Source organism: Rhodopirellula halodulae (assembly GCF_020966775.1).
Lineage (GTDB): Bacteria > Planctomycetota > Planctomycetia > Pirellulales > Pirellulaceae > Rhodopirellula > Rhodopirellula halodulae.
Genome location: NZ_JAJKFV010000029.1, coordinates 202,723 through 227,189 on the forward strand (window position 1 = coordinate 202,723; position 24,467 = coordinate 227,189).

Below are 24,467 nucleotides of genomic sequence, written 5' to 3' on the forward strand. Positions count from 1 at the left end.
GACGAGATCTGTCACTGACCGAACAAAAACGCCAAGCGACATCCGGCAGCCAAAACGATCACAGCCGTGACCCGCCGCAATCCGATCGGTGAAAACCAACCGGAGGCGGCGGCGTTGCCGAGCTGTCCACCCAGCAAAACGCTGACCAGCAACCATGGCCACCACGGTGCGTGAGTTTGCAGTTGGTCGTGGATCTCACTCAGAGACCATGCGTGCTTGCTGCCTTGTCCGATCAATCCCGCGATGGAATTGACCAGGATAAAGAGCGATGACGTGGCGGCGATTTCGCGAGCGGAACCCCAACGCGTGAGGTGCAACACGGGCGAAAGGAAGATGCCTCCTCCAATGCCAACCAAGCCTGCTAGCAAACCCAAGAGTGCTCCCAAACCAAGTTGCCAACTTGTTCGAAAATTGAACGAAAATTTCATCCGCTTCATTGGCGGATGCTCTGGTTCGTTGGATTCCGAATTGCCCAACGAATGCACGGACTTAGTCGACGCCGAACTGGTGGCGTCTGACGTCGTTGCGGAGTTCTCGCCACCTCGTCCACTCAACAGCAGCATGCATCCTGCTACGATCAACGTGGTGCTAAGCAATGGCACGAAAATTTCGCGGTCCAACGGAATGGATCCTCCGATCCAAGCCATCGGGATGGAACCCAAAACCAATGGAATGCAACGAGCCCACGGCATTTGTTGACGACGAGAGAATCGCCAACAGGACCCCGCAACAACCATCAAGTTGCAGGCCAACGACAACATCGGAAGGACGCGATGATCCACTCGGTGCAGCACCAACAACGCGGTGTACGTGGACCCGCCTCCGAAACCAGCACTGCTGTACACCAGTGCGGCCACAAAGAACCACGCGACAATCCAGAATTTTCCACCTAATAACATGCTCAGCCAATCGTTAACCCTGTGCGCCTCGCTCACGCCGAGCGTCACCGTTTTCGGGGATCACCGAACGGTGCCCATAGCGGCTTTGCCCGCGAAAAAACTGTGTCTCATCTGTGCACTGTCTTCTCTTTGTTGTTTCTCGAGGTGATCTGCCATGCGGCAATTCCGTATCGTTTTCAGCGTTATCGTGGTCTCGAGTCTGTTGCTCGGTCTGCTGTATCCACCTTTGAGGCATTCCATGGCCGCTGAATCCAAACAAGACGCGAAATGGCGAACAGAGCAGTTCGAGGCTGCTGATCAAGCTCTGAAGAAAGGTCTGCCCAAAACCGCTCTGGAGCATTACGACGCCATCGTACCCGCCGCGATTGCGGAATCTGACCACGACGACGCGCTGTTCGCCATGGGCATGCGTGCTTCGCTGAAAGGTCAGCTGGAAGGCGGTGGTGCGGAAGAGCGGATTCTGCAATTGCAACAAGAACTGCAATCGGCACCCGAAGGAACCAAACCACTGCTGCAGGCGTTGTTGGCGGAATGGTTCTATTCGTATCAGCAACAAAATCAATGGCGTTTCCGCAACCGGACGGAGGTCGAAACACAGGAGGAGGACACCACACCAATCAAGTCAGCGGATGACCTGAAAACTTGGAGTGCTCAACGAATCATTCGTCACGCCGGCAGCCTGTTCGATGCCGCTTTGGCGGAATCACAATCGCTGAAGGATGTTGACCTCGAATCGATCCAGCGATTGGTGAATCAGGGAAGTGCACCCGAATCCTATCGCCCGACGGTCTACGACTTCTTAGTGATGCAGGCCGTTGACCACTTTGTGGACGCTCATTCGATTTACTCCGGTCCGATTGAGCGTTTCGAGTTGGAAGCCAATTCACCCGTGTTGGATTCGGTCGACAAGTTTTTGGCGTGGGAGATTCCAGAGCTGGATGCCGAATCACCACTGCGACGTGCGACCATTTTGATGCAAGAGTGGGTCGCGTTTCGAAAAAGCCAGTCAGCGGACAACCCCGATGCGTACTTGGATGCGGATTGGACGCGTTTGATGTTCGCGGATCAAAACGTGGTGAGTGGCGACAAAGATGATCGTGTGCAAACCGCCGTGAAGCGTTTCATGAGCGAACATCGTGACCACGAAATCAGTGCCCGAGCGAGCTTCAAATTGGCTCAGATGGCGATGAGCAACGAAGACTTCGTATTGGCTCATCAACTCGCCAGCGATGCCGTGCGTTTGCACCGAGACAGCTTCGGAGGAAGACAATGTGCGGCCTTGATCGAGCAAATCGAATCGCCCGAGCTGAATTTGAGCACCGAAGGCATTTGGAATCCTGAGCTCAATGAATCCGCCCATCCGAAGATTGAGATCAGCTACAAGAACGTCACGCGAGTGCACTTCAAATTGCTGAAGTTGGATTTCGATCGCATGCTGCGTTCTGGCAGAGCCATCCCGAACGAAGATCGCTATTGGCTTGAGTCGTTCGCCGATGCACCGGTCGAGCAAGCGTGGTCGGTGGATTTGAAAGCGACTGAAGACTATCAGACCAAAATCCATCGTCTGGATGCCCCATCGGATCTATCCAAGGGGCCGTATCTGTTAGTCGCAAGCGGGGACAAAGAGTTCAGCGATCAAGAAAACTATCTGGCGTGCAACCTGATTTGGGTGAGTGAGTTGGCTCTCGTGACCGAAGGTCGTTGGAACCAAGACTCCTTGGAAGGTTATGTCTTGGATGGCGCGTCAGGCGAGCCCGTTTCCGAGGCGACGGTCGAGGTTTATCGATTCACCGATGAAGGGGCTACCAGGAACAATCGCAACAATGGCTATCGGTATCAATCTCTGCCATCTCTGTCGACAGACCGAGACGGCCGATTCGAGCTGAAAGGTTCTGACCAACACAATTTGTTGCTGGTCGCTCGCAATGGAAAGCATCGTCTGCCCGCGACGCAGCATCATTCGCTCGGCCATTCGCGGCGTCCGCCTGCTCTTGATGCAAATAGAAAGGGACGAACGGTTTTCTTTACCGACCGAGCCATTTACCGGCCTGGGCAAACGTTGCGATTCAAAGCCATCGCCACCACGTTTGATCAACAAGAAAACCACTACGCGACCCACAATCGTCAAGCGATGAAGGTCCAGTTGATCGATCCCAACAACCAGGTCGTTGACACGTTGGATCTGAAGACAAACGACCGCGGCAGTTGTCATGGCAGTTTCCAATTGCCCACCAGCGGATTGACCGGGCAGATGCGTTTGGTCGTGCGGGAATTCCCGGCCGGTAGCGCGACGGTGCGGGTGGAAGAGTACAAACGGCCGAAGTTTGAAGTGAAGCTAGAAGCCCCGAGCGATCCCGTTCGCTTGGAAGAATCGGTGACTGTCACTGGCAAAGCGACCGCGTACACCGGTGCTGCCATCAACGATGCTGTGGTTCGCTACACCGTGGTTCGTGAAGTTCGATATCCCATCTGGTGGGGATGGCGTTGTTGGTGGATTCCCACGCCGCCATCGAATCCACAAACGATTGTTCAAGGTGAAACCACAACGGATGAATTGGGGCGTTTCCAAATCGACTTTGACGCCGTTCCGGATGCATCCGTCGATCGCGAAAGTGAGCCGACGTTCCGCTATCTGATCACGGCCGATGTGGTCGACACGACAGGTGAGACCCGGTCAGACAACCGTACCGTGACGGCTGGGTACACAACCTTGGCCGCCAGGATGAATGTCGAGAATCCAGACTGGCTGACCTCGAACGAGTCAATCGACCTGAAGGTTCAAACGACTTCTTTGGACGGCGAAGCACAAACCGCTGAGGTCAAGATTGAGTTGTGGTCTTTGAAAGCACCCGACGAGATTGCACAGCCACTTTGGGGATCAAGTCCGCTCTCGATGAAGGATGATGTCGAAGGGCAAGTTCGAGCGGACGATATAAACTCGTGGCCGTTGGACGAGCTGCAAGATTCAACCACACTGACGACCGACGCATCGGGCCGCGGAGAATGGAATGTCTCGCTGAAAAAAGGACACTACCGCGCGGTGTTGTCAGCGGTGGATTCAGCCGGCAATTCCGTTTCGGCGATTCTGCCGTTGCGAGTGATTGACCCGGACGCGGATCACTTGGGGCTCCCTCTGCCCAGCCTGTTTGTTATGCCGAAGTCCTCCTTGGAACCGGGTGAAACTTTCGAGGCGATCTGGGGAACTGGCTACGAGTCCGCCCGAGCTCTGGTGGAAGTGGAACATCGCGGAAAGTTGCTGCAAAGGTATTGGACGGCGGGTGACACGACGCAGGTGAAGATCCGTCAAGCCATCGATGAGTCCATGCGAGGCGGGTTCATCGTGCGAGTGATGATGCTTCAAGACAACCGTTTGCATCTTCATCAACAGTATGTCGATGTGCCGTGGACGAACAAACAGTGGACGATCCGTTGGGAGCGTTTCGTTTCGAAATTGAAACCCGGTGCGGAGGAAACTTGGACTGCGGTGATCGAACCGAACGGTTCTGAGGCCGAAGCCCAGCAAGAGCGTGTCATGGAGATGGTCGCGACCTTGTATGACGCGTCGCTGGACGTTTTCGCGAAGCACCAGTTCATGTCTGGTTTCAACATGTTCTATCGCGATCGTAGCTATCGCCATCCGCAGCTGAACAACAACTGGGAAGGCTTGCGAGTGCTGTCCTATTGGGCTCGTCAGGGTTATCCGAATGGGGATCTGAGTTACGCGGATTGGGTCAACGAGTTTCGGTTGAGCAACCATTTTGGTCGCCCGATGCCGATGGCTCGAGGAATGTCGAGCAACATGCTGTATGCGGAAGCGGACATGGCGATGGCTGATGGAGCGGTTCCAGCATCGGCACCGATGATGAAATCTGCCGGACGCGCTGCGGCAGGGGCCGAGTTGGAATTGGCCGAACAAGCCGCGGATGATGCTGGGCCTCCGGCCGAAACAGTGCCAGACATTGATCTCTCCGGCATTCCTCCGCGAAAGAACTTGAACGAGACGGCTTTCTTCTTCCCCGAATTGATCGCGGACGAAAACGGCGTGGTGAAGATGAAGTTCACGATGCCGGAGGCGCTGACCCGTTGGCAGTTGTTGGGATTTGCCCATGGTGCCGATCTGGCATCCGGCACGATCTCGGGGACTGCCGTGACGAGCAAGGACGTGATGGTTCAGCCGAACCCGCCGAGAACCCTTCGTGAAGGCGATGAGATCGAACTGACGGTGAAGGTCAGCAATCAATCCGCCTCCATGCAATCCGGCGTGGTCGCGTTGAATCTGTCGTCCGCCGCGACCGGTGAATCGGTGGATGAGCAGGTTGGCAACTCGCAACCGAAACAGTCGTTCGAGATTCCTGCCGGGCAATCCAAAACGTTCTCGTGGCGAATCTCTGTTCCGGATGGCATCGGCTACTTGGTTTACAAGGCGGTCGGGTCAACCGGACGATTGTCGGACGGAGAAGAAGGTTATTTGCCAGTCCTGACGCGTCGCGTGTTGGTTCACGAATCCATCTCGCTGCCTATCGACGGTGCCGAAACGAAGACGTTTACGTTGCCAAAATTGTTGCAGGGAAAAAGCAGCACGTTGAAGAGCGAATCGTTAACCGTGCAGATGACATCGAACCCGGCGTGGTACGCGGTGATGGCACTGCCGTACTTGATGGAGTACCCGCACGAATGCAGCGAGCAAACCTTTCATCGTTTGTACGCCAATCTGTTGGCCCGGCACATCGCGACGTCCGATCCTCGGATTGAGCGTGTGTTCCAGCAATGGCGGAACCAGCCCAAGGCTGCTGGACGCGAAACGTTGGACAGTCCGCTGGCCCAAAACGAAGATCTGAAATCAATTGCTCTGTCGGAAACACCCTGGGTGTTGCAGTCGCAATCAGAATCTGAGGCTCGACGAAACGTTGGCATCTTGTTCGATACCAACCGTGTCAATGATCAAGCCGATCGATTGACGCGTCGATTATTAGAGCTTCAAAAAGACGACGGCAGTTTTGCTTGGTTCGACGGAGGACCGGCCAACGATACCATCACGATGATCATCGTGACGGGCTTTGGTCGACTGAATCACTTGGGCGTGGATGTCGATATGCAAGCCGCCATGGCGGGCCTGAAACACTTGGACGAGTATGCCAAGAAATTGTACGACCGCATCAAAGCTGAAGATCGCGGCAAAGTGCATGTCTCGCCGACGATCGCGATGTTGTTGTACGGTCGAAGCTTCTATCTCGATCAGCCGGTTGCCGTTGAGCACAAGGAAGCGGTGGAGTACTGGACACAGCAGCTACAACAACACTGGTTGTCACTGCCCAGTCGAATGAGCCAAGGGCACGCTGCATTGGCGCTGCACCGGTCCGGTCGATTGGATGCGGCTCGCGAAATTGTCGCGTCGCTGATCGAACGATCGGTGGTCGATGAACAAGGGATGCACTGGAACGATCCGCAATCAGGTTGGTGGTGGTACCAAGCACCGATCGAAACACAAGCGATGATGATTGAAGTGTTGGACGAGGTGGCCGGTGACGCCAAGCGAGTCGAGCAATGTCAAGCTTGGTTGTTGCGTCAAAAAGAAACTCAATCTTGGGAAACCACCAAGTCCACCGCCGACGCGGTTTACGCGTTGTTGCTTCGAGGCACGGACAAGTTGGCAAGCAATGAAGTCGTCGACGTGGCCGTTGGACAAACGGACGTTCCCAAGGCCAGTGTCGAAGCGGGAACGGGGTTCTATCAGCACCGATTCTCAGCAAGTGAGATCACGCCGCAGATGGGATCGATTCGGGTGAAGAAGACAACACCCGGCATCGCCTGGGGTGGTGTTCACTGGCAATACTTCGAGAACATCGAAAACATCACGCCGCACGACGGCACGCCGTTGCAAGTCGAAAAACAGCTGTTTGTCGTTCGTGCGACTGACTCAGGGCCAGTCCTGCGTCCGGTTGGCGACGAACCGGTTCGCGTCGGGGACGAGTTGGTTTCGCGTCTGATCATCCGCAGCGATCGTGACATGGAATTCTTGCATCTTCGGGATCACCGAGGCAGCGGCACGGAGCCGGTGAATGTGCTGTCGCAATATCGCTCGCAAGACGCGCTCGGTTACTACCAAAGCACGCGTGATGCGGCCGAGCACTTCTTCATCGGGTACCTGCGAAAGGGGACCTACGTGTTGGAGTCGCGTTGCCGAGTTCAACTTCGCGGGAACTACCAAACCGGAATGGCGAGCATCGAGTCGATGTACGCACCTCAGTACAACAGCCACAGCGAAAGCCACGCACTGGAAGTGAAGTGATCCCTCAAGGATGACTTGTTGAAGCTGATGACCGTTGAAACCGATGACCCTGCGAGCCGCCACACGAAGGCGGCTCTCGCGGTGCTTCGTATTGGCTCGCTGAAGGGGTGTTCGTTTGCCGTTGTGGTTTTGCTACTCGATGTATCACAAAACCTTCATGGAGTGCCTTCTGTTTGAGCAGGGGGGTGTTCAACGTTCGGGCATGGCTCTCGATCGGTCGCCATGGATTCAGGCTAAAGGCGAGGAAGGCTCCTTAAGTCGCGTTGGTACGAAAGCTGCGTTCGGAGCCGGGACCTTCGCTGGAAAGTAAGTGCCAGTGATGATTTCTGAACCCGAAACTCCAGCAGCATTTAGATGAAAACGGGCTTTTTGATCGACATGGATGGCGTCATCTACCGCGGTAGTGAATTGATTCCAGGTGCGGATCAATTCATTGATGTATTGATTCGCCAGGACATCCCATTTCTGTTTTTGACGAACAACAGCCAACGCACTCGCCGCGACGTTCAAACGAAACTTCAGCGGATGGGGATCTTCGTGGAGGAAACCCACATCTTCACCTGTGCGATGGCAACCGCACGATTCCTCGCCAAGCTAAAGCCGAACGGGACCGCTTACATCATCGGCGAAGGCGGCTTGTTGCAGGCCATGCACCAAAACGGTTTCTCGATCGTTGATCATTCACCGGACTTCGTCGTGGTTGGTGAGGGACGCACCATCACGCTCAACGCATTGGAGTCAGCGGTCGACATGATTCTCGGCGGAGCCAAATTGATCGCGACGAATTTGGATCCGAGTTGTCCCACGAAAAACGGGACTCGCCCCGGTTGCGGTGCGACCGTCGCCTACCTGGAAGCGGTGACAGGTCGCAAGGCATTCAGCGTTGGTAAACCGAGTCCCATCATGATGCGGGCCGCTCGCAAAGAACTCAAACTGGCAACGTCGCAAACCGTGATGGTGGGCGACACCATGGAAACGGACATCTTGGGAGGCGTTCAAATGGGTTACCGAACGGTGTTGACCTTGTCCGGTGGCACCAAGCGAGAGGACTTGGAGCAGTTCGCGTTTGGACCCGACGTCATCGTGGATTCCATCGCAGACCTTTGCGATGTCAGTGACTTCGTGGAAACGAGTTTGCCCGTTGGCAATCGGGAAGACGACACGGTGACCAACTTCGCCGCCTGGGCTGCCGCGAACGCGTGAGCTTTGGTGTCTTCCGAGTTCAAGCTAGCGTTCTTGTCCAGCAACACGATTGACTGGGCGAGACAAGCTCAGTGAGAGGCGGGTTGCTTCGTGCCGTATTGGACCGCCATGCATCACTTTCAAAGTGAACGGAGTAGAATCTGCCAAGCCAACGATTGGTTGCGATTCAGAATCCGGGGACAGGCCATGCTTGAACGAGTTCAATCGATCATTTCTGCCATTCAATTCAATTTGAAAGTGCAGTCGCTACCCGATCGCGTCTATTTGCGAGAGGTGATGTTACCGGCGATGGCAGCGGCGGATGCCGCGGACGTGTTGCTGGTGGGGACGCGTCGTTACACACGACGCTACCCCAACCAATTTCATCTTTCGCGAACTCAGGTTTGGACAATGGATGTTGAGCCTTCGGTTGCGCGATTCGGCAACGGCCAATGGCACCGAACCGGTGATATCTGCCGCGTGAATCAAGTGTTCGAGAACCAGCGTTTCGATTTGATTCACCTGAATGGAGTGCTTGGTTTTGGCGTGAATGATTCGGAGCAAATTCAGGGCATGGTGGATGCGTGTCATGAGGCACTGCGCCCAAATGGGTATGTCATGATCGGTTGGGATGCCGATCGGACGGAGGATCCAACGCACGATCCGGGAATCGCGTCCAGGTTTGAGCACGCTGATTACATGGGCCTGCCGGCCCGGCATCGGGTTACCGGCATGGATGGCCATGACCACGTGTTCGACTGGTTTCGTCGACTCGATTGAAAAGGGTGGGAGGTGGCGAGACGGTTTGGTTGCTGCCCCTCCAACCCGACCGTCCCGCCACAGGCTCCTCGCCCTATCAAGTTCTTTCAGTGGTCTGAATCATTCGCCAATCTGGCTGATCACGAAATCGATGTGCGAGTGAACCAAGCTGAATGTGATGAAGCCATCCGTGGCAGCGGCTGTGAGCCTTCCATGATGAATGGATGGATTGATGGTTGCGCCGCATTCGCCACACATCAATCGAACAGGTGTTTCGATAGTATTGGAGACGGTTTGCGAGTAATCTATGACGGTATTCCCTCATGATTGCGTGGCTCATTTTGAAGAGTGGCTGTGTCCGATCCCACCGAATCATCGACGAAAAACGTTGCTTCTGTGAGACCCGTGCGTGTGGACGCACCCGAGTTCGATCCGAATTCGATTTGGACTGCGCTCACTCAAACAGCCGGAATCGGAGTCTGTGTTACCGATCACGAGGGACGTCTGATCTATGTGAATGACACCGCGATGGTGCTTTTCTCTGATGTGCCCGGGCTCGACTACACGGGCAAGTTCATTCACGACTTCCATCCACCGCAGTATGTGAAGGAACGTTTGGCGATGATCGCTCGAGTCTTGGCGGAAGGAAAACCGCTCGCGATTCGGCATATCTATCACGGCAAACAAATTCATTCGACGGTTTGGCCGATTCGGGATTCGAAGCCGCCCTATCACCGGGTCGTGGTGGTCAGCCGAACCACGTCGGGATTGTTAAAGACCGAGTTGGACAAATCGATCGAGACCGTTCGCACGGAGTTCATCGACTATGGACCTCTCAGCATACTGACGCAGCGAGAGGTGGAAGTTGCCGTGTTGCTTGGGCACGGCATGAGTGTCCCGAAAGTGGCCAAATTGCTGCAACGCAGCCCGAAGACGATCGAGCGTCACAAATCCGCGATCACTCAGAAGCTTGGCCTACATGGCCAAGCTGAACTGGTGATGATCATTAGCGAAATGGGGCTGGATCTGGATGACGCAAAGCTGAAACGATTGCCCGCGACCGAATGACGAGTCGAGGCGTGGTTCACCACGCCATTTGCAAATTCTCAGCGTTCACTCTTCGCTGGCGGGAACCAGCATCTCGACTTTGCGGAAGTCGACTTCGAGGTCTTGGTTGCCGTGCAGTTGCAGCGCGACCACGCCGGAGTCAGCCAAGTCGTCCACGACGTAATCGGCGGCCAAGCAATCGTTCAAGTGAACGACGATTCGCTTGCCCGATACACTGACGACCATGGTATTCCAAGGTGTGTCATTGCCTTCGGACGTGACGATTTTCTTATCCAGTTGCTTGCCTTCGCGAGCTTGCTTCCAACGCCTTTCAACGACGGCACGCCGATCCATGGGGAACTTTTCTTCCAGGTAGTGGAGCGGTTGCACCAACCAACCAGCACCCCCGGTCTGATACAAGCCGCCCACGTTTTCGCTGCCATCGATTTCGCACTGAACGCCTTTGACAAACGGTTTGTTGTCGGTGATTTGGCTACGGACAAAGAAGCCGCTGTTGCCTTGGCGGAATCGGTATTCGATTCGATAGGTGCCATCGGTCATGGTTTGTTTGCTGTACAGCATGCCGTTGGGTTCATTGGCTTCGCTGCTGGCACGACCTTGCAAGATGCCATCGACCACTTCCCATTTTCCGCCGCCGACAGTTTCCCATCCGTCCAGGGATTTGCCATCGAACAACGGCTTCCATTCGTGGCGTCCCAATTCGCGGACTTTGAGATTTCGGAAACGATAGGTTTGACCCTTTTCGCCATGGTGTTGCAGACCAACGCGGCCGCTCAGGTTGACCGGATCAAAGTAGTCCGTGGTCGGAACATCGTTGACAAAGAACTGCAGATGGTTGCCAACGCATCGGATGCGATAGCGATTCCATCGGTCACGATCGAAGGCGGCTTGGGCTTCGGGTTGTTCCCACAGCGGTACCAACCATTGGCGGCGACCTTCGTCATACAGCCCACCCGACCAGCGTCGATCGGTGGGGTCCGCTTCGGCTTGATAGCCAAAGACCTTGTTCGGAGCGACCTGACCACGTGCCATGAAGCCGCTGTTCGACTTGCCCTCGGGCAGTTTGACTTCTCCTTCGAACTCGTAGTCGTGATAGAGCTTCTCGGTGACCAAGAAAAACTTCTTGTCAGCGGTTAAGTGAATCTCGCCATCGACGACTTCGGTTTTGCCCCATTCGTAAGGATTGGTCCATCCTTCCAGCGACTTGCCATCGAAGATTGGTGTTGCGTCGGCGAGTTGGCTAGGCGTTGCGTTCGCATCTGCCGGTTCCGCATCATCCGCCACCGCGAAAGACGATGCCGATGTACCAGCGCACAGCAGCACCACGAGGGCCAGCGATTGAGGACGGAAAGGTGGGAGCCAAGAAAGATTGGTCATAGGGGAGTGATTTTGATGGAATGGGGATTGAGTCGATGGGACGCCAATGAACTCACGGCGCATCGGCGAATTGCCAGTATACTCCAGGAAACGTTTTTCTCCGAGATTCCCGCCAAGAGTGGCATGCCAAACTATTCCCGCATCGCATGGAAGATCCTCGCCTCGGCCATGGAGTCTTCGCGTGAAGAGGAGGGGAAAAAACGGGAACGAGTGGACACTTCGGCAAATGCCGTGGAAACCTCGTGGCGAAGGCGAGTCATCGGCGGTCTGGCACTGGTGATGCTGGTGGCGGGCGGGGTGGCCTACTTCACATCCGTCGGTGAAGAAACGCTTGGTTCCGCTTCTGCGCACGCGTTTGCAACAGCGGCTCTGGTTCGTGTGGGGTTGGTGCTGGGAGCACTTTGGTTGGCGTGGGATTCTCTGCGTCGGCCGGCAAAGTGGTTGCCACCGGGGCTGGCGGTTGCCGGGGTGATCGGCATCGTTGTCGTTGCCGCGCAGCCTCGCTTGCTGCTTGCGATCGGACCGGCGTTGGGTGTGCTGGGGGTCTTGTCCGCGGTGATGCGGGTGTTCCGAACTAAATCATGACTTCAAAAAAAGGTGGGATTGGATGACGCAAGCGATCGTTTGGCGGCAGCGAATTGCGACTCGCCGCGGATGCACCGGGTTTGCCCTGCCAGCTTTGCTGGTTGCGACCATGGCTTCGTGCATGACATCGAGGTTCTGTCATGCGGAAACATCGAGTGACAGCCAATCTCATCAGCGGCCCAACATAGTCCTGATCATGGCCGATGACATGGGGTTTGAATGCATTGGAGCAAACGGATCGTTGGACTATCAAACACCCAACATTGATCGGATTGCCAGTGAAGGTTTGCGATTCGAACATTGTTACTCGCAACCGATCTGCACGCCGTCTCGCGTCAAGCTGATGACCGGCCAATCCAACAAACGCAACTACGTGAAGTTTGGGATGCTGGATCGCGAGCAAACCACGTTTGCACATTTGCTGAAGGAAGCGGGGTACCGAACCTGCATCGCCGGAAAATGGCAATTGGGTAGCGAACTGGATTCACCACAGCATTTTGGTTTTGAACAATCGCTGCTGTGGCAACACACTCGCGGTCGCATGGACGCCAAGAAGCACGACACGCGATATCCCAACCCTCGGCTGGAGCGAAACGGTGTGGAAGAAAACCACACCGGCGGCGCGTTCTCATCGGATCTCTTCGCGGACTTTTTGTGCGAGTTCATGGAAGAGAATCGCGATCAACCGTTTCTGGCTTACTACCCGATGGCATTGGTGCATTGTCCGTTTTGCCCGACGCCTGATTCCAAGTCGTGGGATCCTGAATCATTGGGCAGCAAGACTTACAAAGGCCAGCCTGAGCACTTTGGCGACATGGTTGCCTATGTCGACAAAATCGTGGGGCGGATCGATCAGCACCTGCGCGACCTGGGAATTCGCGAAAACACTTTGTTGTTGTTCACCGGAGACAACGGGACCGACACCCCGATCGTGACACAGACGCGATTTGGAGAGGTGGTTGGGGCCAAAGGTGAGATGGTGGACGCGGGCAATCATGTGACCTGCATCGCTCGGTGGCCCGATCAGATCGACGCCGGACGAGTGACTTCGCAAATCGTCGACTTCAGTGATTTTCTACCGACGATGTGTGAGGTGGCGGGGGCGCGTGTACCCGAAGAATTGCCCATCGATGGGATAAGCTTCCTTCCAGTGCTTCGCGGCGAAGAGGGCAAGGGACGCGAAGCGATGTTCATGTGGTATGAACGCAACGGTCGCCCGAAGAAGGCTCGAGAATTTGCTCGCAACCAGCGCTACAAGTTGTACGGCGATGGCGAGTTCTTTGACGTCCAAGAAGACCGCAACGAGAAGTCGCCGCTGACTTCGTTGATATTGGAACAGGAACAAATTCGCGAAATATTGCAGGCCAAGATCGACTCATTCGCGGACGTTGTGCCGCCTCAGGCCCGCTAGCAATGAAGTCGCCTGCAACGAAGTCGACCAGTGAAGAGAACTACTTGGTCGTCCACTCGGGAGCCGGTTGGATCTCGTCCGCCACGGCGCCGCCTTGGTCTTTGCGACCGCTGCCTTCCAGACGACTGATGACTCGAACCGTCATGTCGTGATCGCAATTGATTTGGCAGCTAAGCCGGACGCCCGGCTCCGTCACTTCACGCACGCGAAGGGTTTCTTTCTCGGCAGCGGTGATCTGCTCGGGTTCTCCTTCCACGAATTCCACGCGGCAAGTGGTGCATCGCGAAACACCGCCGCATGCGTGCAACTGATCCGTTCCCGCTTCTTCCACCAAGGCTTTGACCAACCGTTTGCCGGCGGGGACATCGAAGGTACCAACGTTTTCAACGGTGAGTTTGGGCATGGAGTCTTGGTGGTGCAAAAGAGGAACGAGGAAAGCACGGTGGAATCGCCCGTGCGAAATGGCTGACACAGGCAGCAAGCCTGGGTCGACGACAATTCAGCTGACCGCGGCGGATTGTTTGCGTTCGACTTGAACGGAATCGAAATCCACGGTGCAGAAGTAGTCATCGAAGGTTTCCGCACGTCGAATTTGGCGGAAGTCACCCGAGTCATTGAAGACGATCTCTGCCGAACGCAAGCGACCGTTGTACTGGAAGCCCATGCTGTGGCCGTGAGCACCCGCATCATGAATGATCGCAATGTCCCCAACTTCCGTCGCGGGCATTGGTCGGTCGATCGCGAACTTGTCGTTGTTTTCGCAAAGGGACCCAACCACATCGACCGTGCGATCCGCGGGTTGGTCTTCTTTGCCCATCACCGTGATGTGGTGGTAGGCACCGTACATTCCGGGACGCATCAGGTTGCTCATGCAAGCGTCGACGCCCACGTAGTCCTTGTACGATGATTTTTGGTTGATGACTTTGGTGACCAAATAGCCAAATGGGCCGGTCATTGCGCGACCGTTTTCCATCAAGATTCGCACGGGAGCCAGTCCCGCGGGAACCAAGATCGAATCGTAGCGGTCTTTGACACCCGCACCGAACGCGGTCAAGTCAACGGGATCTTGTCCAGGTTTGTAAGGCACACCAATGCCGCCGCCCAAGTTGATGCACTCGACCGAGATGCCCGTTTCGCGATGAATTTCAACCGCGAGTTCGAACAGCATCTCAGCCGTTTGCAGCAAGGCTTCGATGTTCAGTTCGTTGCTGACCACCATCGCGTGCAAACCGAAACGGGTGATGCCGAGTTCTGCACAACGACGGTAGCCATCGATCAGTTGCTGACGGGTGCTGCCGAACTTGGCTTCTTTGGGATCTCCAATGATCACATTGCCTTGACGTTCCGGACCGGGGTTGAAGCGGAACGAAACCATTTCTGGCAATGGGCTGAGTTGTGAGATTTGATCAATGTGATGAGGCGTGTCCAGATTGATGATCGCGCCGAGCTTGTTGGCGATCTCGAACTCTTCCATTGTCGTGTTGTTGGACGTGAACATGACGTCCTGACCGGTAATGCCCAAACGCTCGCACGTGATCAGTTCGGCGACGCTGCTGCAATCCGCTCCGCTGCCCTCCTCAGCCATCATCGCCACGATGTGAGGGTTCGGGGTGGCTTTGACGGCAAAGTATTGCTGGAAGCCATCGTTCCACGCGAACGCTTCGTTCAGGTCGCGGGCGCGCTGGCGGATGCCGTCTTCGTGGTACAGGACGAACGGCGTGGGATGGTCTTCGATGATTCGATCGATCAATTCGCGATCGAATGGCAGTGGTTGATAGTGCATCGGTGGGCTCAGCAATCGGTTGAAAATGCTTCGACAGAAGTCACCGAAAGAATAGTCGCCGGGACAACTTTCGGAAACCGATCAGTTGCCCTCATCGAAGGAGAACCCGAACCCGGTGAAGGGCACAATCCCGTAAATTCCCTCGGTAAAGACCTGACTGACGAAGCGATCAAACAACCGAATGGGGCTGGGGGGAACGATGACCACATCGCCATCCTGCAACCAAATTTCGTCCGCCGGATGCGATTGTTTGGCCAGCAGAGCTCCTCGCAAATCCAGCATGGTTGAGAGCAATTCCCAGTTCGGCCCACGACGGAAAATCACGACTTGTCGCAGGTTGGCCCCGGGAACGTAGCTGCCGGCCAGCGCCATCCCGCCCAGAACGGTCGTGGGGGCATCGATCTCGAATCGTCCGGGAGCTGCGACTTCGCCCAGCACGTACACATAGTGTGGTGCCTGCTGCTCTAGCACCACCTCGACGTCCAAACCGGCGGACATCGAATCGTAACGGAGGATGATTTCTCGTTTGAGTTCGCTGAGCGTCAGCCCCTGAGCCGGGACGGCGCCCAATCGTGGCAAGCGGATGGTGCCTTCCGGCGTGATGGTTTGCACGGTTTGCTGCGGGTTGAAGCCTTCCGAGCCACTGATCGCTTCGCGAATCTGGCGGGCGACGTTTCCGGTTGCCACGGGAGTGACATCGATCGATGGATCGGGGTAGTACTCTTCGTAACGCTCGTTCAGCAGATCACGCAACTGATCGATGGTTTGTCCTGCGGCGTGAATCTGGCCAATGAAACGAAGCGTCAGCGTTCCGTCGGGCTGGATCTCCAAGCCACGTTCGAGGGTTCCGCGAGTGAGCTTTTCATCGGCTTCGGATTCGATCAACAGTTCATCGCCGACGACCAGGCGATAGGCTCCCACCGAGCGCACGGTCTTGATCAGGAAAGTCAATTGGACTTGATCACCTGCTCGCAATCGATATTCATGCAGGGGAGCACTTCGCGCCGGACCGACATAATTGCCGGGACCATAAAGATTGAACGGCATGCTTTGAGGGCACCGCCAGCACTGGCAAGCGGGACGAGTTCCCGTGCCAATTCCGATGTGCGAGTTGATCTGTTCCAAGCCGCGACCGTTGCGATCCACGCACCCGCCGCATGACGAGCAGGTCACGCTACTGGGATGTCCGGAGAAACGTGCACCGCCATGGGAGGCGAACGAAGCCGGAAGCGGCCAACGTTCGACCTCTCGCTGCACCATCTGGGGCCATGCGGGAGTGGTCGGGGATGACGAAGGTTGCTGATCGTGTTTTGATCGACCTTTGGGGGCTTCCGTCTCGACAATGGAGCGCGAGGCTGGCTGGCGATCCGTTTTCTTCGAAGGCGTCTTTGGATCTTGTTCGGTTTTTGAGTCCGTTTCGCGGTTCTGTTTGTTGGCTTGCGATTTCAACTGATCCTGTTTGGGCAGCCGATCCAACTTGGGTTCGGGCAGCACGGGTGCGCGGAGTGCTTCTAGGTCGCTGGAGGATTCGACGGATCGGTCTTCGTCCATCAAAGCTTGCAAGCGTTTTGCATTGTCGTCTTGCTTGGACGCGGACGAGTTTGCTCGGCTGGAACGCTGTTGATTGGGGACCGGCCGAAAGGTGGGGACTTCGTCATCGGAAGACGCATCACTGCCACCCAAACGCTGTGGACGTGGGGGAGCGGTTTCGTTCGAGGGCGATGTGCGTGGGCGCAGCGGTGGTGGCAATTCGGAGCGTGTCGCTGGCGGCGTTGACGGGGCCTTGGTTTCCGCTGGTTGGCTCGGCGGAGTTGCCGGGGTGGCGGTTTCTTCCGCCGAATCATTCACTTGCGGCGAAGGAAGACCGGGGATGCGATCTCGTGATCGGGATTCAAAGCGGGCGCGTGCCTCCAGTTTGGCACGTTCCGTTCGCAGGTTGTGCTCTTCCAAGCGGCGGCGGTAGTCACGCAGCGAATTGACTTCGAGCAGTTCGTCTGGATCGATCTCCGGAGGGTTGTCCGGCAAGTCATCCATGTTGAGTGACGGAGACGGAAGCGTTTGTGTGTTCCCACCCAACGGTGTCGGTCGCGAATTGGCTTCGGGGGTCGCCTTTCCCGGAGACACCAATTCCTGTGCCGAGACCGAAATGCCTCCAGCCCACGGCAGCAACAATCCGGCAGCCAGCAATGAGCGACGGATGGCTGATCGAACGCGAGACGGGTTCATGGGACGATCCGTGAAGGACAAAGGGCCGTGAAGGACGGAGGGACGGTGTTCGCTTGCAACACTGGTCTCACCAAAACAAATTGGGCCGCGAATTCGCGGTGCGAGATTCTGGCGAAGGAACAGTCGGGTCAACGATGCGAGATTGCATCGGTGCCGAGTAAGTTTGCGGTGTGTTGCGAGCTGGCTCGCGGAACCCATGCTCCGGTGCAGAGGCTGGTTGACGGTTGATGGAGCTTGGTTGCCGTGTTGCGGGGCGAGTTGCAACTTGTTGGTTCGTTCTGGCGAAGTCGGTGGGCGAAAGGACTTGAATGGGTAGATCGATCGGCAGATTGGTGGTTGCCAATCGATGTTCGCATTCGGACGCCAGTTGCACGTCGCCGGATTGTTGAGCTGCCCGTTTGAGGTCCTCGACGTTTTGTCGCGTGGGTTTTTGTTGCACGCTCAGCAGCAACAGTTCTTTCGCAATGGCTGGCATGGACCGGTGCAGCAAGCTGCGGCCGAGATCGGCGGTGGCCTGCGGGTTGTCGGGACCAATCTCCACTGCGGCACGGCGGTACATCAGCGCCAATTCCGATGCGTGCAATCGTGAGCGGGCTTCAGTGGCCGATGCGTTGGGGCTGGTTGCCGTGTTGGTCGATTCTAAATCCGCCAAGATCATGGTGGCTTCCGCGGCCAAGGGGCCTCCCGCGGTGGCTTCCACCCAAAGTTGCCTTGCGTAATTCAAGTAAGACTCAATCGCACGTTCCGCAGTCAGCGACGAGGTGTCAACGTTGTGCAACACCGGCGTTTGGTGGACTTCGATCAGACGGCGAAGCGCGGCTTCATCGACCGGTCCGTAGCGTCCCGTGAAGTCCGTCGATTCACGAATCGCGGTGATGGCTTCTTGCAACTGGGACGTGTGCAAGTTGCCGCCGGTTTGCGAATCTCGAAGCGATGCGATGATGCGAAGAGTCTGGGTTGCGGATTCTTTCGCGGTATGAAACGCCCCGCGTCTCGCGGCGAAGTGGGCACTGCGAAGTTCGCCGACCGCGGACTGGGCGAGTTCGGATGTCCTCGCGTGATGGTTGATTGGATCCGAAACGGGCATTGGACGCGAGGGCTCACGCGGAGCCATACCAATCGATTCGGTCGCGTTGGTTTGTGCTTGCGATGCGACTCGGCGTCGGACGGGTGTGGGGTCTTCCGCCGGCGCCGGAGCGGTCATGATGATCGTGACCGGGGGCGGTGTGGCCGCGACAGGATCTGGTTTGGGTGGCGACCACGCGGGTTGCGCATTTGACGTTGGTGGCAACGCGAGTGGTCGAGGCTGCCAAACTCGGCGCTGACTCGTCTCGCTAGATGAGCTGCGGTTGTCGTCCCCCAGCAATGGCGTTGCTGAGGTGAGAGCGATCAGGCCGGCCAAGCATGCCCGACGAAGCTGAACAAACCGAGCGGCTCGGACGCCTTCGAACGCACGATGGCATCGCGCGTTCCGAAGACGATCGGCGCAGTCCCGGTCCGTCATTTCACGTCGTATCATGTTGCGATCCATCGCAGCTCGAGCGTTCCTAGGGGATTCATCCTTGAATTCCCGATGTCCAACTCGCGGTTGATGGCGGTGTGTTCGGCAGGGTCCACCGAGAAAATGCCATCGCAAGAGCAAGACCTAAGGGGCGTATCGACTTGCCCGATGGGCCGTCTGAACCAGGAGCCGCCGCCATCGGGTGGAATCAAGGCTCGGAACACGCGTGATCGCTATTGGAAAAACGACCGGCATAATCGGCACGGTTGATGGCTCACGATCATCGGCTAGCCCGGCGAATTTCTGCAGCGGGTGGAAGAATGAAGCCTTTGATGGCGTCCGCGGGTGTCAGAAGCTGGTCTACGAACTTGGCAGATTCTCTGGGAGAACTCTTTCCAGCCCTTCCAAACGATGAGGTTTGACCGTGATGACGTGGCACGGGGGAAAAAGCAGCGTCGAGCATCGTGGATGTACAAAGCGTGGATTCACCCTGGTCGAGTTGTTGGTGGTGATCGCCATCATTGGGATCCTAATCGCGTTGCTCTTGCCCGCTGTGCAAAGCATCCGTGAGGCGGCCCGCCAGACCAAGTGTCGCAACCGCATCCGGCAAATTGCGTTGGCATGCCAGAATTACGAATCGATGTTTCGCGAATTGCCGGGATACTCCGGTGAAGTCCCGCCGTTCCTGGTGGCTTTTCCGAGCGGTCGCCAATTTGACGCCCGATTCAACGGTGGGAATTGGATGGTCCAAGCGATGAAGCAGATGGAGCAGGCCAATTTGGCACCTCCGCTGGCGAAAATCGGGGCCGCCCCGTTGGTTTCGCCCACTGACCGAGTCCAAATGCACGTGCAGGCGGCCGTCGCAACGTTCCATTGTCCGACTCGTCGTGATGCCGATGCCTATCCGTTGCTGGAACCGTACCGCAGTCGTTACGGCGAATCCGGCGGACGCACGGATTACGCGATGTGTGGAGGTTCGGCGACGATCAGCGAAACAGACGAACGAGTCATTCACCATGAGGACGAAGGTGTGTGGCGTCTGGGGGGCCGAACACCATTGGCTCGATTGCTGGATGGACTGAGCAACACGTATTTGATCGGTGAGAAGGCGATGGATTCGCTGAGGTACACGACCGGGGACTGTTTCGGCGACCGGGCGCCGCTGGCTGGATACACGGGGATTGGCACCACATCGCACTCGTATGTTCGCTTTGCCGCCCGGCAGCCTTCGTTGGATCAGCCCGACAATTGTCTGTCCTGTCATGACTTTGGCAGTGCCCATCCGGCCGGGTGGAATGCGGCGATGGCGGATGGATCGGTGAAAATGTTGACGTACACTCAAGACATTGAGATTCACCGTGCGTCCGCCTCCATCGACGGTCGCGAAATACCGACCTACGAGCACTGAGCCAGATTTGACTCAATCCAAACTGCCCAAAAAGTCGATTTGCAAATGGGACAAATCGACCCTTGCGGACGCCTTGCCATTGCTGGCCCAGCAAATTCGCCATGCGGAGTATGTCTGTCGCAAATGCGGTCGATCAGCGGCCGAAAAAAAACTGCTATGCAAAGCCGTACGAATGGACTCGTTGAGCGAAACGAAAGCCTAGCCCCTTGAATCGAATTTTCGCGAAACGCAGCGGTGTGGCTTGGTTGGTTCGAGCGGCATCAACGCTCGTCTTGGTCGCTGGCCTCGCGGGTTGTTCGTCGTCCAGTTCATCCAGCGGCGAGGGGGATGCCTCGTCGTCGCAGCAGTTTGTGATCGCCCGCGGCGAGCCCCGCGATCGGTTGCGTCAAATCTTTGCTCGCTATCGCGGCAGTTCCTTCTATCGCGACTCCAGCGAAGTCGTGTTGCGGATCGTGCCAGCGGATTCGTCGATGGCGACTCCACCCGCAGATCCGATGGTGGCGGAATTGTTGGCTGGCGGGAACCAAACGCAACGTGCTCCGTTCCGCGTGCGTTGGACGGGGAAGCAATTGGATGTCCAGGCTTACTCGGTGCGAATGCGGGTGGATGCGAGCCAAGATTCCGGGCCGGTTGAATTGAACGCTTGGTTTGATGAGCCGGAGACGCGACACTTTGATTCGCAAATGCTGGTGGATCGATGGCAGAAACCCAAGTCGCAACGGATCGACTTGGATCGCGTGATGCGGGATGAGGTGCTGCGAAGCAAATTGTCCGCGGGGCTCGCGGGACCGCCGCCACAGTTGGAATGGTTGTTCGCGGGAGATCCCATGTCCGGGATCTTTGAACCATCGGCGGAATTGAAGTGGTTGGAGGACGATGTCTTTGCGGGACAGAAAATGCGCCGCATCGCGGCGCAAACCGAAGGCAAGTCTTATGTGTTCTGGATCGATCCAACGGCCAGCGTGATCCGGCGTGTGGAGCTGCCGTTGCCTCCCGTGGATGGGCTGGATCGATCTCGAAGTTCGTTGACGTTGGAGTTTCGCGAAGCCAGTTTCGCTCCGCCGGCCAATGAAGAAGATGCGTTTGAGTTTGATTTTCAACCGCCGTTTCGTGCTCAGCGAGTGACGCAGTTTGTACCCGTGCCGCCACCGCCACCGTCCAGTCTGTTGGGACGACGGATGCCCAACGACACGATGCGTACCTTGACCGGCACCGGTGACAATTCGCGAGTCGTGCTGTTCCGACTGTCAGAAGATGAGGACGCAAATATTCGCGAGCCGCATTGGATTGCTTCGGCGGTGATGCGGGCTCGTCAAGCAAATCTGGCCGGAGTTCATTGGGCTGCGACCACGGCGGATGAGTCACTGCAACGAGAGCTAGCCAAGGCGTGGACCGGAGCCGTGACCGTGATGAGCGATCGTTCCTTGCGTGACGCATTCGGGTTGTTGCGTTTGGGACCGGGCGGGATCGCACTGATTGATTCCGACCAGACGGTGCTGCTGACGGAGCGGCGGATCAACGCCAGTTCCGTCGGCAATGTTTTAGCAGCGCTGGCGGATGATTCCGCGGGCGTCGATGTGCCCGCGAAAATCCAAAGCGACTATGAGCAACTGCAGCGGTCCTACGAGGCCGCGTTGGCCAAGGTGTTGCAGCCGTAGTGGTCGGCGATCGCATCGAGGATCTTTTCCGATGCGGTCCCGTCACCGTACGGATTGGTCGCGCGTGCCATCCGGTCGTAGGCCGCTCGGTCACTCAGCAATTCGCTGACGCCGCGAACGATGTTTTGTCGGACAGGACCGACGAGCCGAACCGTTCCGGCATCCACGCCTTCGGGGCGTTCGGTTGTGTCTCGCATGACGAGCACGGGTTTTCCGAGACCCGGTGCCTCTTCCTGAACCCCGCCTGAATCGGTCAGCACCAATTCGCACGCTTGCATCAACGCGACGAATGGTCGGTACGATTGCGGAGGCAGCAACAGCACATTTTCGAATTGACCCAAGGCGGCTTTCACGGGGCCGGAGACATTGGGGTTGAGGTGAACTGGATAGACAAATCGAACGTCGGGGAAGCGTTCGGCCAGTTCTGAAATCGCTTGGCAGATCTCTTCAAATCCACCGCCAAAGTTTTCGCGTCGGTGCCCCGTGATCAACACAAATCGTCGCTCACGCCAATCAGCCGGCAACACGGACGAAAGTTCCTCGTCAATTTTCGCGGCAACGGCGGGATCGGTTTGCTGCTGGACTTCCAGATGCAAAGCGTCGATGACCGTGTTGCCCGTCACGTGAATTTTCGATGCGTCGATGTGCTCACGAAGCAAGTTGGCTTGGCTGACTTCGGTGGGGGCGAAATGCAATGTGCTGATGGGACTGGCCAACACTCGATTGGCTTCTTCGGGGAAGGGACTGGCCAGGTTGCCCGTTCGCAAACCGGCTTCGATGTGGCCGGTCGAAATGCGGCGGTAGAAACAAGCCAGGGATGCCATCAACACCGTGGTCGTGTCGCCTTGGACGAGTGCGAAATCGGGTTTTTCAGTTTCGAGAATTTGGTCGATGGACGCGATCAGTTTGGACGACAGCCCCGCCAAGGTTTGTCCGGGGGTCATCACGCCCAAATCGTGATGGACCGGCAAATCGAAGATGTCGATGACTTGGTCCAGCATTTCGCGGTGCTGGCCCGTCGAGACGGAGAGCAGCTCAAAACGGTCGTCCTGAGCGAGCTTTTTGATGACCGGTGCGACTTTGATGGCTTCGGGACGTGTCCCAAAGAAGACGGCTATTTTCGGGCGATTCATGAACTAAACTGCGGTGCAACTTCACGGGAGCGGTTTTCGCGGCCCACTATAGTTTGAATCTTCTCACTGCCCATCACTCAACTTCACACCTGGATGCGATGACGGATTCCACCAGCAAAACCTATCTTGTTACCGGATGTGCTGGCTTCATCGCGAATGAGGTCGCGGCTCAGTTGTTGGAGGCGGGGCATCGTGTTGTTGGCATCGACAATGTCAACGACTACTACGATGTGCGTCTGAAACAGCATCGGCTGGAGAAATTGACCCAGGACGCATTCACCTTCGTTCGAGGTGACATCGAAGATCAAGCCACGTTGCAGAAAATCTTCGACGAAAATTCATTCGATGCGGTGCTGAATTTGGCGGCTCGGGCGGGAGTGCGTTACAGCATGGAAAACCCGCACGTCTACATGACCACCAACGCGATGGGCAGTTTGAATCTGCTCGATCAAATGCAGCGGACCGGCGTGAAGAAGTACGTGCTTGCGTCAACGTCCTCATTGTATGCGGGCCAGCCCATGCCGTTCGTGGAGACGTTGCCGGTCAACACACCAATCTCGCCCTATGCCGCCAGCAAGAAAGCGGCGGAGGCGATGGCGTATTCGTATCATCACCTGTACGACATCGACGTTTCGGTTTGTCGTTACTTCACCGTGTATGGACCCGCCGGCCGACCCGATATGTGCATCTTCCGGTTCATCAAATGGATCGACGAAGGAACGCCAATCGAATTGTTTGGCGATGGTGAACAGGCTCGGGACTTCACCTATGTCTCGGACATCGCGGCGGGAACCATCGCGGCATTGAAACCAGTCGGCTATGAAGTCATCAACCTTGGTGGTGGTGGGACTCCGGTGTCGCTCAACGACATCATCGGGCGATTGGAAAACTTGCTCGGCAAGAAAGCGAAGGTCGAACACAAGACCTTCCACAAAGCGGATATCAAGATCACCTCCGCGGACATCCAAAAGGCGAATGAGCTGATCGGTTGGACACCCAAGGTCGAATTGGACGAAGGGTTGGCCGCTTCGGTCGATTGGTATCGTCAGAATCAACCTTGGTCCAGTGAGCTGACGTTGCCCTGAAAGGCGACTCGGCCGTTCAATCGTAGCTGGATTCGATCGAATCCAGGGCCCATCATCGCTGACCCGTACAATTCGACACGGAAGTGCCGGTGACAGGCATCTG

Annotated in this window: 16 protein-coding genes; 9 read left to right on the forward strand and 7 right to left on the reverse strand. The window is 56.6% G+C overall.

The annotated features are described in order from the left end of the window. Window positions 1–11 precede the first annotated feature (11 nt). The gene (locus tag LOC70_RS13800) at window positions 12–899 is read right to left on the reverse strand and encodes a sulfite exporter TauE/SafE family protein (RefSeq protein WP_230254259.1); all 888 of its coding nucleotides are present in this window, start codon (window positions 897–899) and stop codon (window positions 12–14) included. 238 nt (window positions 900–1,137) lie between these two features. On the opposite strand from LOC70_RS13800, the gene LOC70_RS13805 reads away from it, so the two are divergent. The 4 genes from LOC70_RS13805 to LOC70_RS24500 all read left to right on the forward strand — a co-directional run bounded on the left by LOC70_RS13805 (window position 1,138) and on the right by LOC70_RS24500 (window position 10,197). Continuing rightward, window positions 1,138–7,188: an alpha-2-macroglobulin family protein gene (locus LOC70_RS13805; RefSeq protein WP_230254261.1), complete on the forward strand. Its 6,051-nt coding sequence runs from the start codon at window positions 1,138–1,140 to the stop codon at window positions 7,186–7,188. 354 nt (window positions 7,189–7,542) lie between these two features. Continuing rightward, on the forward strand, window positions 7,543–8,391 hold the full coding sequence (locus LOC70_RS13810) for an HAD-IIA family hydrolase (protein WP_230254262.1): 849 nt from the start codon (window positions 7,543–7,545) through the stop codon (window positions 8,389–8,391). Between the two features lie 186 nt (window positions 8,392–8,577). After that, the gene (locus LOC70_RS13815; RefSeq protein ID WP_230254264.1) at window positions 8,578–9,150 is read left to right on the forward strand and encodes a class I SAM-dependent methyltransferase; all 573 of its coding nucleotides are present in this window, start codon (window positions 8,578–8,580) and stop codon (window positions 9,148–9,150) included. A gap of 333 nt (window positions 9,151–9,483) precedes the next feature. Continuing rightward, on the forward strand, window positions 9,484–10,197 hold the full coding sequence (locus LOC70_RS24500; protein WP_230254265.1) for a PAS and helix-turn-helix domain-containing protein: 714 nt from the start codon (window positions 9,484–9,486) through the stop codon (window positions 10,195–10,197). A gap of 45 nt (window positions 10,198–10,242) precedes the next feature. Here the strand turns inward: LOC70_RS24500 and LOC70_RS13825 are convergent, their stop codons facing one another. Next, window positions 10,243–11,574 carry a 3-keto-disaccharide hydrolase gene (locus LOC70_RS13825; protein ID WP_230254267.1) on the reverse strand — a complete coding sequence of 444 codons (1,332 nt, stop codon included), beginning with the start codon at window positions 11,572–11,574 and terminating at the stop codon, window positions 10,243–10,245. 123 nt (window positions 11,575–11,697) lie between these two features. Between LOC70_RS13825 and LOC70_RS13830 the strand changes: the two genes are divergently transcribed. Both LOC70_RS13830 and LOC70_RS13835 read left to right on the forward strand, forming a co-directional pair. Further along, window positions 11,698–12,159 carry a hypothetical protein gene (locus LOC70_RS13830; RefSeq protein WP_230254269.1) on the forward strand — a complete coding sequence of 154 codons (462 nt, stop codon included), beginning with the start codon at window positions 11,698–11,700 and terminating at the stop codon, window positions 12,157–12,159. Window positions 12,160–12,181: 22 nt separating this feature from the next. Then, window positions 12,182–13,570 (forward strand): sulfatase-like hydrolase/transferase, encoded by a 1,389-nt coding sequence (locus tag LOC70_RS13835; protein WP_230254271.1) that lies wholly within the window; start codon window positions 12,182–12,184, stop codon window positions 13,568–13,570. A gap of 40 nt (window positions 13,571–13,610) precedes the next feature. Here the strand turns inward: LOC70_RS13835 and LOC70_RS13840 are convergent, their stop codons facing one another. The 4 genes from LOC70_RS13840 to LOC70_RS13855 form a co-directional block, all read right to left on the reverse strand. Continuing rightward, the gene (locus LOC70_RS13840) at window positions 13,611–13,973 is read right to left on the reverse strand and encodes a 2Fe-2S iron-sulfur cluster-binding protein (RefSeq protein ID WP_007338472.1); all 363 of its coding nucleotides are present in this window, start codon (window positions 13,971–13,973) and stop codon (window positions 13,611–13,613) included. Window positions 13,974–14,069: 96 nt separating this feature from the next. Further along, entirely contained in the window at window positions 14,070–15,353 is a 1,284-nt protein-coding gene (locus LOC70_RS13845) for a diaminopimelate decarboxylase (RefSeq protein WP_230254273.1), read from the reverse strand. Window positions 15,354–15,434: 81 nt separating this feature from the next. After that, window positions 15,435–17,579, reverse strand: coding sequence for a polysaccharide biosynthesis/export family protein (locus tag LOC70_RS13850; protein ID WP_230254275.1), 2,145 nt, complete (start codon window positions 17,577–17,579; stop codon window positions 15,435–15,437). 67 nt (window positions 17,580–17,646) lie between these two features. Next, window positions 17,647–19,098 carry a hypothetical protein gene (locus tag LOC70_RS13855; protein WP_230254277.1) on the reverse strand — a complete coding sequence of 484 codons (1,452 nt, stop codon included), beginning with the start codon at window positions 19,096–19,098 and terminating at the stop codon, window positions 17,647–17,649. 409 nt (window positions 19,099–19,507) lie between these two features. Between LOC70_RS13855 and LOC70_RS13860 the strand changes: the two genes are divergently transcribed. Continuing rightward, the gene (locus tag LOC70_RS13860) at window positions 19,508–20,488 is read left to right on the forward strand and encodes a DUF1559 domain-containing protein (RefSeq protein WP_230254279.1); all 981 of its coding nucleotides are present in this window, start codon (window positions 19,508–19,510) and stop codon (window positions 20,486–20,488) included. A 206-nt stretch (window positions 20,489–20,694) separates the two neighbouring features. After that, on the forward strand, window positions 20,695–22,146 hold the full coding sequence (locus tag LOC70_RS13865) for a hypothetical protein (protein WP_230254286.1): 1,452 nt from the start codon (window positions 20,695–20,697) through the stop codon (window positions 22,144–22,146). Here the strand turns inward: LOC70_RS13865 and wecB are convergent. Then, window positions 22,110–23,279, reverse strand: coding sequence for a non-hydrolyzing UDP-N-acetylglucosamine 2-epimerase (gene wecB / locus LOC70_RS13870; protein WP_230254288.1), 1,170 nt, complete (start codon window positions 23,277–23,279; stop codon window positions 22,110–22,112). The two genes, LOC70_RS13865 and wecB, sit on opposite strands and share 37 nt — an antisense overlap. A 98-nt stretch (window positions 23,280–23,377) precedes the next feature. On the opposite strand from wecB, the gene LOC70_RS13875 reads away from it, so the two are divergent. Further along, a complete protein-coding gene (locus LOC70_RS13875; RefSeq protein ID WP_230254296.1) occupies window positions 23,378–24,364 on the forward strand; it encodes an SDR family NAD(P)-dependent oxidoreductase in 987 nt (328 codons plus the stop codon). Window positions 24,365–24,467 lie beyond the last annotated feature (103 nt).

What these genes read in the sequence shown, in the direction of transcription:
- LOC70_RS13800 (WP_230254259.1), bottom strand. Translation starts at nt 899, where the DNA reads ATGTTATTAGGTGGAAAATTCTGGATTGTCGCGTGGTTCTTTGTGGCC.
- LOC70_RS13805 (WP_230254261.1), top strand. Translation starts at nt 1,138, where the DNA reads ATGGCCGCTGAATCCAAACAAGACGCGAAATGGCGAACAGAGCAGTTC.
- LOC70_RS13810 (WP_230254262.1), top strand. Translation starts at nt 7,543, where the DNA reads ATGAAAACGGGCTTTTTGATCGACATGGATGGCGTCATCTACCGCGGT.
- LOC70_RS13815 (WP_230254264.1), top strand. Translation starts at nt 8,578, where the DNA reads ATGCTTGAACGAGTTCAATCGATCATTTCTGCCATTCAATTCAATTTG.
- LOC70_RS13825 (WP_230254267.1), bottom strand. Translation starts at nt 11,574, where the DNA reads ATGACCAATCTTTCTTGGCTCCCACCTTTCCGTCCTCAATCGCTGGCC.
- LOC70_RS13830 (WP_230254269.1), top strand. Translation starts at nt 11,698, where the DNA reads ATGCCAAACTATTCCCGCATCGCATGGAAGATCCTCGCCTCGGCCATG.
- LOC70_RS13835 (WP_230254271.1), top strand. Translation starts at nt 12,182, where the DNA reads ATGACGCAAGCGATCGTTTGGCGGCAGCGAATTGCGACTCGCCGCGGA.
- LOC70_RS13840 (WP_007338472.1), bottom strand. Translation starts at nt 13,973, where the DNA reads ATGCCCAAACTCACCGTTGAAAACGTTGGTACCTTCGATGTCCCCGCC.
- LOC70_RS13845 (WP_230254273.1), bottom strand. Translation starts at nt 15,353, where the DNA reads ATGCACTATCAACCACTGCCATTCGATCGCGAATTGATCGATCGAATC.
- LOC70_RS13850 (WP_230254275.1), bottom strand. Translation starts at nt 17,579, where the DNA reads ATGAACCCGTCTCGCGTTCGATCAGCCATCCGTCGCTCATTGCTGGCT.
- LOC70_RS13855 (WP_230254277.1), bottom strand. Translation starts at nt 19,098, where the DNA reads ATGATACGACGTGAAATGACGGACCGGGACTGCGCCGATCGTCTTCGG.
- LOC70_RS13860 (WP_230254279.1), top strand. Translation starts at nt 19,508, where the DNA reads ATGACGTGGCACGGGGGAAAAAGCAGCGTCGAGCATCGTGGATGTACA.
- wecB (WP_230254288.1), bottom strand. Translation starts at nt 23,279, where the DNA reads ATGAATCGCCCGAAAATAGCCGTCTTCTTTGGGACACGTCCCGAAGCC.
- LOC70_RS13875 (WP_230254296.1), top strand. Translation starts at nt 23,378, where the DNA reads ATGACGGATTCCACCAGCAAAACCTATCTTGTTACCGGATGTGCTGGC.